The 11,389-nt window shown below is 71.2% G+C and carries 7 protein-coding genes; 2 read left to right on the top strand and 5 right to left on the bottom strand.

Features of this window, described 5'->3' with window-relative positions; all coding sequences use genetic code 11:
• Positions 1 to 4,595, bottom strand: a 4,595-nt coding sequence (locus AB0F52_RS47705) for a beta-ketoacyl synthase N-terminal-like domain-containing protein (protein ID WP_360185979.1), incomplete at its 3' end; no start/stop codon positions are given.
• A 168-nt stretch (positions 4,596 to 4,763) separates the two neighbouring features.
• On the bottom strand, positions 4,764 to 5,729 hold the full coding sequence (locus AB0F52_RS47700; RefSeq protein WP_360185976.1) for a LuxR C-terminal-related transcriptional regulator: 966 nt from the start codon (positions 5,727 to 5,729) through the stop codon (positions 4,764 to 4,766).
• 340 nt (positions 5,730 to 6,069) lie between these two features.
• On the opposite strand from AB0F52_RS47700, the gene AB0F52_RS47695 reads away from it, so the two are divergent.
• Together AB0F52_RS47695 and AB0F52_RS47690 are read left to right on the top strand one after the other, a co-directional pair.
• Positions 6,070 to 6,849, top strand: a complete 780-nt coding sequence (locus AB0F52_RS47695; protein ID WP_360185973.1) for an AfsR/SARP family transcriptional regulator — start codon at positions 6,070 to 6,072, stop codon at positions 6,847 to 6,849.
• Positions 6,850 to 7,019: 170 nt separating this feature from the next.
• Positions 7,020 to 7,574, top strand: a complete 555-nt coding sequence (locus AB0F52_RS47690) for a helix-turn-helix domain-containing protein (RefSeq protein WP_360185970.1) — start codon at positions 7,020 to 7,022, stop codon at positions 7,572 to 7,574.
• Positions 7,575 to 7,602: 28 nt separating this feature from the next.
• On the opposite strand, the gene AB0F52_RS47685 is transcribed toward AB0F52_RS47690, so the two are convergent.
• Genes AB0F52_RS47685 through AB0F52_RS47675 form a run of 3 tightly spaced genes read right to left on the bottom strand, consistent with a single transcriptional unit; the run spans position 7,603 to position 11,371 of the window.
• Positions 7,603 to 9,093: an MFS transporter gene (locus AB0F52_RS47685; protein ID WP_360185967.1), complete on the bottom strand. Its 1,491-nt coding sequence runs from the start codon at positions 9,091 to 9,093 to the stop codon at positions 7,603 to 7,605.
• Positions 9,090 to 10,616, bottom strand: coding sequence for an FAD-dependent monooxygenase (locus AB0F52_RS47680; protein WP_360185964.1), 1,527 nt, complete (start codon positions 10,614 to 10,616; stop codon positions 9,090 to 9,092). The genes AB0F52_RS47685 and AB0F52_RS47680 overlap by 4 nt, the downstream gene beginning before the upstream one ends.
• Entirely contained in the window at positions 10,598 to 11,371 is a 774-nt protein-coding gene (locus AB0F52_RS47675; RefSeq protein ID WP_360185962.1) for a 2-oxo acid dehydrogenase subunit E2, read from the bottom strand. Before AB0F52_RS47675 ends, AB0F52_RS47680 begins: the two co-directional genes overlap by 19 nt.
• Positions 11,372 to 11,389: the final 18 nt, after the last annotated feature.

The raw sequence follows: 11,389 nt of genomic DNA, 5'->3' as shown, positions 1-11,389 counted from the left end.
AAGACGAAGACGGTTTTGCCGGGTTCGCGGACGGTTCCGGTGACGAGGCCGGGTGCGGAACGGTCTTGGGCGAGTGCGTGTAGTCCGTCGAGGAGTTCCCCGGTTCCGGTGCCGATGATGACGGCTCGGTGGGTGAACGCGGTGCGGGTCGTGGCCAGCGCATGGGCGACATCGGCGGCGGCCAAGCCGGGGCGGTCGGCGACGTGACGGTGCAGTTCTTCTGCCCGGGCCCGCAGCGCCGCCGGGGATGGGGCCGAGACCGGCCAGGCGACGAGGGCCGGTTCGCCGTCGCCGTCGGGGATGACTTCCCGGTGGGGTGCTTGCTCGAGGATGACGTGGGCGTTGGTGCCGGAAATGCCGAACGAGGACACGCCGGCGCGGCGGGGGCCGTTGTCCGGCCACGGGGTGTTTTCGGTCAGGAGGGAGACCGTGCCGGTGGCCCAGTCGATGTGGGGCGTGGGTTCGTCGGCGTGCAGGGTTTTCGGCAGGGTGGCGTGCCGCATCGCCTGGATCATCTTGATGACGCCGGCCATTCCGGCGGCGGCCTGGGCATGGCCGATGTTCGACTTGATCGAGCCCAGCCACAGCGGCGGACCGTCCGCGGGACGGTCTTGTCCGTAGGTGGCCAACAGGGCTTGGGCCTCGATGGGGTCGCCCAGCGTGGTGCCCGTGCCGTGGGCTTCGACGGCGTCGACGTCGGCGGGGGAGAGCCGGGCGTTGGCGAGTGCTTGGCGGATGACGCGTTGCTGGGCGAGTCCGTTGGGGGCGGTGAGCCCGTTGCTGGCGCCGTCGTTGTTGATCGCCGAGCCGCGGATCACGCCCAGCACCGGGTGACCGTTGCGCTGGGCGTCGGAAAGCCGTTCCAGCAGCAGCATCCCGGCGCCTTCGGCCCAGCCGGTGCCGTCGGCGCCGGCCCCGAACGGCTTGCACCGCCCGTCGGGCGCCAGCCCCCGTTGCCGGCTGAACTCCACGAAGATGCCGGGCGACGACATGACGGTGACCCCGCCGCTGAGCACCAGGTCGCATTCGCCGCCGCGCAGGGTCTGGCAGGCTTGGTGCAACGCGACCAGCGAAGACGAGCACGCCGTGTCCACGGTCACCGCCGGGCCTTCCAGGCCGAGCGCATAGGCCACGCGACCCGAAGCCACACTCGACGTCTGCCCGGTCAGCAGGTAGCCGCCGTGGCCGTTCGTCCGCTCGTGCAGCCGTGGCCCGTAATCCTGTGCCATGACGCCGGCGAACACGCCGGTGCGGCTGCCGCGCAGGCTCGCCGGGTCGATCCGGGCCCGCTCGATCGCTTCCCACGCCGTTTCCAGCAGCAGCCGCTGCTGAGGGTCCATCGCCGCCGCCTCTCGCGGGCTGATCCCGAAGAACTGCGGGTCGAACCGGTCGGCGTCGTACAGGAAGCCGCCGCGCCGGGTGTAGGTGGTGCCCGGCGTGTCCGGGTCCGGGTCGTACAGGCGGTCCAGGTCCCAGCCGCGGTTGTCCGGGAACTCCCCGACCGCGTCGATCCCGTCGGCGACGACCTGCCACAACTGTTCCGGCGACCGCACCCCGCCGGGGAACCGGCAGGCCATGCCGACGATCGCGATCGGTTCGCCGGACACCACCGCGGCGGCGGTGGGGGCGGCCTCGCCGGTCCCGCCACCGGCCAGTTCGTCGCGGAGGTGACGGGCGAGCGCATTCGGTGTCGGGTGGTTGAAAACGAGCGTGTTCGCCAGTCGCAGGCCGCTCGCCAGTGCGAGGCGGTGGCGGAGTTCCACGGCCATTCCGGAGTCGACGCCGAGGTCCTTGAACGTGACGTCCATGTCGACGGCGTCCGGCGTTTCGTGGCCGAGCACGATGGCCGAGGTGGCGCGGACGAGGTCGAACACCGCGGCGTCGGTGAACGCCGGCGTGTCCGGATCGGCGGCGGGCTCGGGCACGTCCGGTGCCGGTGACGGCGGCGCGGCGGCGGACGTGGTGTCGGACCAGAACCGTCTGCGCTGGAAGGCGTAGGTCGGCAGTTCGACGCGCCGGGCCCCGGCCGCCGCCCACCGGACCCGGCCACCCCGGACGTGGTATTCGCCGAGCGCGGACAGGAACTGCCGCCGGTCGCCGTGGTCCCGCCGGAGGGTGCCGACGACGAGGGAATCCCGGACGTCCGCGGCCTCGTGGGTCTCGCCGATCGCACCGGTCAGCACGGGGTGCGGGCTGCTTTCCACGAACGCCCGGCGGCCGTCCGCCAGCGCGGCTCGGACAGCGGCGTCGAGTTCGACCGGCCGGCGCAGGTTGCGGTACCAGTATTCGGCGGTCAGCTCGGTGGTGTCCAGGCGGCCGCCGGTCACCGTCGAGTAGTACGCGAGTTCCGAGCGGCGCGGCCGGACGCCCCCGAGCACGCTCAGCAGCCGGTCGCGGATGGATTCGACCTGCGGCGAATGGGACGCGTAGTCGACGGGGATCGTGCGAACGCGGACGCCGGCCGCTTCGTAGCCCGACAGCAGCTCGGCCAGTGCCCGGGCGTCGCCCGAGACGACGGTGGCGGCCGGCCCGTTGACGGCCGCCACGTCGAGCCGGTCGGTGAGCCCGGCGAGCCGCGCCCGGACCTCGTTCGCGGGTGCGGCGATCGACGCCATCGCGCCCGAACCCGCCAGCGCGGTGATCGCCTGGCTGCGCAGGGCGACGACGGCGGCCGCGTCGGACAGGGACAGAGCCCCCGCGATGTGGGCGGCGGCGATCTCGCCCTGGGAGTGGCCGATCACCGCGGCCGGGTGGACTCCCGCTGCCTCCCACAGCCGGGCGAGGGCGACCATGACCGCGAACAGCACGGGCTGGACCACGTCGACCCGCTCGAGCCCCGGCGCCCCGGCGCTGCCGCGCAGGACGTCGATCGGTGACCAGTCCACGTAGTCGGCGAGCGCGGCCGCGCACTCGTCCAGGTGCGTGGCGAAGACGGTGGACGTGTCCAGCAGACCGAGCCCCATTCCCGCCCACTGGGAACCTTGCCCGGGGAAGACGAACACCGTCTCGCCGACCGGGCGGGCGACACCCCGCAGCACGTTCGCCGCCTGTTCGCCGCGCTCCAGCGCCCGCAGCCCGGAGACGAACTCGGCGTGGTCCTCGCCGAGCACGACCGCACGGTGCTCGAAGGCCGTCCGCGTGGTGGCGAGCGAGAAGGCGATGTCCGTGGCGGCGAGGCCGGCGTGGGTTTCCGCGTGGGCTCGCAACCGCGCGGCTTGCGCGCTCAAGGCCGCCGGGGTGCGGCCGGAGACCGGCCAGCCGACGACGGCGCGGTCCCGGTGAGCGGGCTCGTCCCCCGGGCCGGGGACGGGTGGCTCGGCGACGACGAGGTGGCAGTTGGTGCCGCCCATGCCGAACGAACTGATCCCGGCCACCAGCGGCCTCCGCTCGTCCGGCCACGGCGTGAGCGACCGCTGCACGCTCAGGTTCAGTTCGCCGAACGGAATGGCCGGGTTGGGCACGTCGAAGTTGAGGCTGGCCGGAAGCCGGCGGTGCTTGACGCTCAACACGACCTTCAGCAGCCCGGCGATGCCCGACGCGCCCTCGAGGTGGCCGATGTTGGTCTTCGCCGATCCGACTCGCAACGGCTGCCCGGCCGGCCGGTCCGCGCCCAGTGCGGCGCCGAGCGCCTCGGCCTCGATGGGGTCGCCGACTTTCGTGCCGGTGCCGTGCAGTTCCACGTACTGGATGTCGTCCTGCGTGACGGCGGCCGCGCGGGCCGCCATCCGGATGACATCCCGCTGCGCCTCGACCCGGGGGACGGTCAGGCCGTCGGTGGCCCCGTCGTTGTTGACCGCGCTGCCGAGGATGACACCGTGGATCCGATCGCCGTCGGTCCGCGCCCGCCGTACCGTCTTGAGCACCACGACGCCGCCGCCTTCACCGCGCACGTAACCGTTGGCGCGCGCGTCGAAGGTGAAGCAACGGCCGTCGGGCGACAGGGCGCCGAACCGGTCCACTGTGTCCGTACTTTGTGGATCGAGCAGGAGGCTCACGCCGCCGGCGATCGCCATGGCGGACTCGCCACTGCGCAGGCTGGCACAGGCCAGGTGGGCGGCCAGCAGCGAGGATGATTGCGCAGAATCCACCGTCATGCTCGGGCCGCGCAGGCCGAGTGTGTACGACACCCGGTTCGCGATGATGCCCCGGTTCGTGCCCGTCAGCGCGTGCGGGGAGATGCTGCCGCTTCCCCGCCGGGAAAGGAGGGTCGCGTAGTCGCTCGCGATGGCACCGAAGAACACCCCGGTCGTGCTTTCCGCGAGAGTGGCCGGCACGATGCCGGCGTCTTCGAGCGCTTCCCAGCACAATTCCAGGACCAGTCGCTGCTGCGGGTCCATCGCGGTGGCCTCGCGCGGTGAGATGCCGAAGAACGCCGCGTCGAAATCGCCGGTCGCGTCCAGGTAACCGCCGTACCCGCCGCGGTCGCCGTCGCCGGACACCGGGTGGTCCTCCGGCGCCCTGGTGATGGCGTGCCGTCCGTGCTCGAGCAGTGTCCAAAAGCGAGCGGTGTCGGGGGCGCCGGGCAGCCGGCACGACATGCCGACGATGGCGATGGCGTTGTCCGGTGCGGTGGTTCCAGTCAGCTCTTCAGTCATCGGTTCCACTCATCGGGTGACAGGAGGAGAAGCCGTGCGGCTTCCGCTTCGCCGTCATCGTCGGCGGATCCGCTGAAGAGCGGCTAAACAGCGTCGCGCCGTCGCCGGAAGACCGGGCCGGCCGCGGCCCGATGACCGCGCCGCAGGATGAAGGTGTTCATCCGGAATTTACAGGGGTAACCGGCCCGTCATCACCCGGGCGAGGTCGTTCCGCGAATGCGCGCCCGTCTTGGCGAAGATCGACTTGAGGTAATCGGCGACGGTGAAGCGGGACAGCTTGAGATAAGCCCCGATTTCCTTGTTCGTGGCCTCGCCGATGGTCAGGCTGACGATCTGGCGTTCGCGTTCGGTGAAAGGATAAGCGTGGAGCAACACGTCGCTGATGACTTCCGGTGGCGCAGCCTCGAAGGTGACCGCGACGACGCCCGATTCATTTCGGTCAACTATTCGGGAAGCAGAGATATTCACCCAGCTGCCGTGCGCGTCGCGGATCAGCGTATTCGCTGTGCCGTCTTCTTCTGGCTGGCCGTTCAGCCGGGCGCGGAGGCAGTCGATGATGGGTTGCTCGCTTTGTGTGGTTCTGTCGTGCCGGGCGAGCCATTGATCGGTGGTCAGGGTGGTGCCGACTTTCTCGCCCGTGGAGTCGAGCAGCAACACGCCGGCGTGGCTCGGCGGGGGGAGAGGTGACCGAACCGGCGTTATCCAGCTGTTCCGGGCCGCTCCGGCCAGCGTCGGAGCCAATTGTGCGGCGGCCCGGGCGTCGTTGCGGGTGAAGAGCGGCTCGTCGCTCTCCCGGTAGAGCGCCAACGACCCCCAGTGACGTCCTTCGCTGGTCAGGGGCATCCACAGCTCGTCGCCGATGCCCTGGCTGCGGAGGACCTCCTTGCGCCGTACCCACCGTGCCAGATCGGTTTGGGTGGCCGTGTCGAACAGGTAGGCGTGGCGGCGGCCCCTCGAGACCCTGCCGGCTCTGAGTGTATCCGGGAGACTCATTCCCATATCCCAGAACTGCCGCTGCACGTCAATGGCGGTGGGGGTGCCGGTGACCCCGGCGACGCAGAATCCACCGACCCGGGGATCGCCCATCAGCAGGCACCAACGGGAGAAATGGATTGCCTGGTTCACCACTTTCATCAGTTCTGGCCATTGGCCGGGTGTCGTCTCGCTCGATATGGGTTGGCCCGTAGTCGAATCCGGCATGCGATGCAGTCCCCCCAGAAGCCGCGTCCTCCCCACAGTGCTCCCCGTGGTGCAGGTCGTCAACCCCATGCGCGTGGGGTCTGTCCGTCGTGCGACCACACGCTCACGGGGTGGACAGCGGCGCCTGCGCGGGCCGACTATCGGTTAGTCGAAACTCGAGGTTCAGCCGGAGCTAAAGCTCCGGTTGAGCATCGTCTGCCGGGAAATTATGTGGGGGTACGTGTTGAGGTATGAACTGCTGGGGCCAATCCGTGTCACGCATAGCGGTCAAGGGTTGACCATTCGGGCGAGCAAGATCAAGATACTTCTGGCCGTACTGCTGGTGCGTTCGGGGGAGGTCGTGACCACCGGTCAGCTGATGACCGAAATCTGGGGCGACGGCGTACCACGGCGAGCCATGGCCGGCATCCACGTCTACGTCTCCCAGCTGCGCAAGGTGCTGCGCCGGCCGGAGCAGCGGGAAAGCCAGGTCGTCACGTGTTCGCCGGGCTACATGCTCCAGCTCGGTGACGACGAACTGGACGTGAAAGTGTTCACGGACCTGGTGAAGGCGGGCAAGGAAAGCGTGCGCGACGGGCGGCACGCCGAGGCGGTGACCCGCCTGCAGTCCGCGCTCGGCCTCTGGCGTGGTCCGGCGTTCGACGAGTTGCGGGGCGGGCCGATCCTCGAAGGTTTCGATTCCTGGCTGGCCGAACTGCGCATCGGCTGCGTCCAGACGCTGATCGACGCGCAGTTCGAACTCGGCCGCCACCGCGAGGTCATCGGCCAGCTCCACTCGCTCGTCGCGGAGCACCCCCTGCGCGAGGCGTTCTACCGGCAGCTCATGGTCGCGCTGTACCGGTCGGAACGGCAGGCCGAGGCGCTGGGCGTGTACCAGGCGGCGCGCCGGGTCCTCGTCGACGAACTGGGCCTGGAACCGGGCCGTGCGCTGCAGGAGCTGCACGCCGCGATCCTGCGCGCGGACGGCGATCTGGACGCCGGGAGGAGTGAGCCGGTCGTCCCCCGGCCCCGCTGGGAGTTCGACAACCTTCCCGCACTGCGCACCTTCGCCTGAGGGGGCCGGACCCGCCGCCGCGGGCACGCTGAGCAGCTGATTTGCGAGGCCGGACCGCCGGGCACCGATGGCCGGGCGGTCCGGCCTCCGGCACCCTCGCGGCCGGGCCTCCGCGTGGCATTACCGACCGGTCGGCAAGACGTGTATCCTGGGCGGAGGAGGTCGATCTTGTGGCTGTGGCCGAACGTGATGGCATTCGCACCCGGGCGAGGATTCTCGAAGTTGCGCAGGAGTTGTTCACCGAGCGCGGCTACGCCGGTACGTCTATTGCGGACATCGCCCGTGAACTCGGTACCAGCAAGGCGGCGCTCTACTACCACTTCAGCTCGAAGGAACAGCTGCTCGGCGCGTTGCTCGCCGAGCCGCTCTCCGGCTATGCCGACCTCGCCGATCGCTGCCGTGCCGAGCACCTCGGCCCGGCCGACGTGCTCGGGGCGTTGATCGACCTGACCGCCGAGACCCACACGGTCTTCGCGTTGCTGAGCAACGACCCGTCCATCACCCCGCTGCTGCAGCGCCTGCACGACGTCGAGGGCAGCATCCAGACCTTCGTCGAGTTGCTCGCGGGGCCGAACCCCGCCGAAGCCATGCGGGCCAAGGCATGGGCGGCGTTCGCGGTGGCCAAACAGGGTACGTTCTGGGCGGTCCAGGCGGGGGACGGAACGCTGTCCGCGGTGGCGAGGAAGGCACTCCTGGCCGCTGCCGTGCGCTGCCTGAAGTCGTGATCGGCGGCCCGGCCTCGGACGCGAATCTTCACTCCCCGGTCGTTCCGTCACGGTGTCGCGTTCGTTCGCGCAGGATCATCGCGAGCACGGCGAGCGCGGCAAGCAGCACAGCGCCGCCGCGCAAGGACATCGAGACGCCCTCGGTGAACGCGGCGTATGCGCTCGCGCGGAATCCGCCGGTGTCGTCGCCGACATGGACCACCGAGCTCCGTGCCGCGACGCCGGCAGTGCCGGGAAGCCCGCCGGCGTAGGCCGTGGCGACCGCGAGGCCGCCGATCGCCACTCCCAGCGCGCCTCCCAGGTGACGCAGTGCGTTGATCACGCCGGGTCCGTTCGCCGCGGAGCGTTCCGGGAGTTCGCCCATGGCGGTGGCGAGGGCGGGCGCCTGTGGCAGGCCGGCGCCCAGGCCCGCGAGCGCCAATGCGAGCACGTAGAGCCCGTACCCCGACTCCTGGGTGAGCAGCGAGAGCGCGGCGAGTCCCGCGGCGAACAACAGCAGACCGGTGATCACCGTTCCGCGCACGCCCAACCGGCGGGTCACCCGTTCCGTGATCACCGACGCGACACTGGCCATGGCGGCCAGCGGCACCAGCAGCAGCGCCACGCCGAGCGCGCTGGCGCCGCGGATCACCAGGAAGTACGTCGGCAGCAGGAAAAGCAGTCCGGTCCAGGCGAAGTTGACCATCGAGATGGTGAGCTGGGACCAGACGAACCTCGGCCGGCGGAGCACGGCCGGGTCGATCAGCGGATCGGCCGCCATGCGCTGCCTCAGGAGGAAGCCGGCCAGCAGGATCGCCGCCGCGACCAGGCAGACGGCGACCTGAGCGCCCTGCGCGGCGGTGAACGCGCAGAACAGGACCACGGCCGCGCACGCGGCAAGACCGATGCCGATCAGGTCGGGCCGGCGGCCCGCACCGGGGCGGGTCTCCGGCGTCAGCCACCCGATCAGCGGGACGACCAGGACGGCGACGACGGCGTCCAGCAGGAACAGTGAGCCGTACCAGGCGTTGTCGAGCAGAGCGCCACCGGCCACCGGGCCGAAGGGAGTCGCGGCCGACACGAACGCCGCGCTGACCGCGTAGGCCCGCTTCCGCTCTTCCGCGGGAAACATCGCGGCGGTGATGCTCACCCACGCAGGCAGCACGGTGGCGGCGCCGAGGCCCATGGCGACCCGGGCGGCGATGAAGACGCCGGCGCCCGGTGCCCACGCGGCGACGACCGCGCCCACCCCGAACAGGGCCATCCCGGCGACGAGGGTGCGCCGGTAGCCCCAGCGTCCGCCGATCGCCGGGACGACGAGCATGCCGACGCCGCAGACGAGCAGGTACCCGCCGATCGCCCATTGCGCGTCCACCCACGTCAGCGCCAGCGCCCGGGTGATCTCGGGGAGGTCGATGCTGATCATGGTGACGTCCATGAAGGGCACGAGCACGCAGACGGACAGGACGACGAGCGCTGTCCAGCGCCGCAGGCCGGTGGCGGTGATGTCCGGGTTCGCCGGGTCGGCGACCCCGGTCACGCGCCGGCCGCCGTTTCCGCGGACCGGACGGCGGCCGAGCCGAACCACGCGTGCAGCGCGTCGGTCAAGGCGTTGCCGCCGGTGGCCCCACGCCACACCACGTGCCCGTCGGGCCGGAGCAGAAACGCTTCCGGTGGCAGCTCGGCGACCGGTTCGGCGTGGACGACGTCGACCCGGCCGGCCCACGCCCCGGCGGCGCTCAGGTCGGCGCGCCGGGACAGATCGAGCAGCACGCCGCGGCCGCGGCGCAGGGCGCCGAGGACCGTCGTCTCACCGTCGGTCGTGGACACGACCGCGTCCGGGAGCCGTCGCCCGAGGTACTCGTCCGGTTCCGTGTCCGCGGTGGGGTAGCGCACGTCGGTGCCGGACATCCGCCCCGCGAGGTAGTCGTGGACGTCGTCGAACTCCAGCAGCCGGGAAAGCAGTTGACGCGCCGGTGCCATCCGGTCGACCGGGAAGGTGAGGGTGATCTGCGCGCGGACGTTGGTGCAGACGAAGTCGCCCACCGGGTGCCGTTCGGCATGGTAGGTGTCCAGCAGGCCGGGCGGCGCCCAGCCGTTGACCGTGGCGGCCAGCTTCCAGCCCAGGTTGGCGGCGTCCTGGATGCCGGTGTTCATGCCTTGCGCGGCGAGCGGGAAATGGATGTGCGCGGCGTCGCCGGCGAGGAGCACGCGGCCTTCGCGGTACCGCTCGGCCAACCGCGACGCATCACCGAACCGGGACGACCAGTGCGGCCGGCCGATCTCGAGGTCGAGCCCGGTCATGTGGTGGACCATGGTGCGAAGCCGGTCGGAGGTCAGGTTCTCGATGTCGCCTTCGGGCGGCTCGTCCTGGATGAACATCAGCCGGGTCAGCTTGTCGTTCAAGGGGATGAGCGAGAACCAGCCTCGCTCCGTGATGATCGCCTCGCGGGCGGCCACCGGCGCGTCGAAGGCGTCCACGTCGGCGAGCACGCCCCAGAGGGAGGACGGCGTACCGGGGAAGCCGATGCCGGCGTGCCCGCGCACGACGCTGCGCGAGCCGTCACAGCCGACCAGGTAGCCGCACGACAGACGGTGCTCGCCCTGCTCCGTGCGTACCGTCACCTCGATGCCCTCGTCGCTCTGGACGAAGCCGGTCACTTCGTGGCCGCGGCGGATGTCCGCACCCAGCTCTACGGCGGCTTTCTCCAGCAGCGCCTCGACGCGCGACTGCGGCAGGTGCAACGTGTACTTGTGCCTGCCGTCGAGCCGGTTCATGTCCAGCGGAAGGCCGGCGTAGTGCCCGTTCGGCCACACCACCCCTTCCTCGAGGAACGGTTCGAGCAGGCCGCGCTGGTCGAGCACCTCCGCCGAGCGCGCGTGCAAGGCCAGCGCCCGGGACTGACCGGACGGTTCGGCGAGGCTTTCGAGCACGACGGTCTCCACACCGGCGGTCCGCAGTTCGCACGCGAGCATCAGCCCGGTCGGGCCCGCCCCGACGATCACGACCGCGGTCATCCCGCTGCCTCGGCCGGCCACCCCCATCACCGGTTCCGCCCGCACGCCGGGAACTGCTCGAGTGCGCCGACCAGGTCGCCGAGGACGTCGGCGGCCGCCGCGCCGTCGATGACCCGGTGGTCGAAGGCCAGGCTGAGCCGCATGACCGGGGCGACGACGACGTCGCCGTCGCGGACCACGGGACGGTCCATCACCCGGCCGACCCCGAGGGTGATCGTGGTGCCGCCGTTGGAGTGGAAGCCGTCCACGGGCCGGTGCCCCAGCGACGTCACGGCCAGCGTTCCCAGGACACCCGGCCGCCGCTGTGGCGAGTGTGCCACCGCCCGGAACACCAGATTCCCCAGCCACGGTGGCAGCCGGTGCAGCAGGCGCGTGCCGCTGAACTCGTCCATCCGCGCCGGGTCGCCGTCACGGATGCGAGTGATCCGGTCCTGGATGTCGGGCAGGCTGGCGGTGTGCACGTCCGGGACGAGCCCGGCCAGCACCACCCGCACGTCGTTGAGCGACTTGTCGAACGCCAGCTTGGCGTGCACCCCGGCGGGCCGGACGACGCGCCGGCGCAGCCGGCCGCACAGGGCCGCGTTGGCATCCGGGTGGGCGGCGAGCACCCGGCCGGCCGCGTACAGCACGTACGCCACCCAGGACGGCGGGCGTCCGGTCACGCCGGTCTGCTCCCGGTCCCGGCGGATCGCCGACATGTCCACCTCGGTGTCGAGGTAGACGGGCGCGTGGGCGCGGGCGTACTTGAGGAAGTGCAGGGTGTGCCGTCGCTCGCGAGGCACGGGCGTGGTCGAGGTCATGACGGGGTCCCTCCGCTG

This window comes from Amycolatopsis sp. NPDC024027 (genome assembly GCF_040638975.1).
Classification (GTDB): Bacteria; Actinomycetota; Actinomycetes; order Mycobacteriales; family Pseudonocardiaceae; genus Amycolatopsis.
The sequence above is the reverse complement of the archived record's forward strand: the minus strand, read 5'-3'. Positions and strand labels throughout refer to the sequence as shown.

What these genes read in the sequence shown, in the direction of transcription:
- AB0F52_RS47700 (WP_360185976.1), bottom strand. Translation starts at nt 5,729, where the DNA reads ATGAAAGTGGTGAACCAGGCAATCCATTTCTCCCGTTGGTGCCTGCTG.
- AB0F52_RS47675 (WP_360185962.1), bottom strand. Translation starts at nt 11,371, where the DNA reads ATGACCTCGACCACGCCCGTGCCTCGCGAGCGACGGCACACCCTGCAC.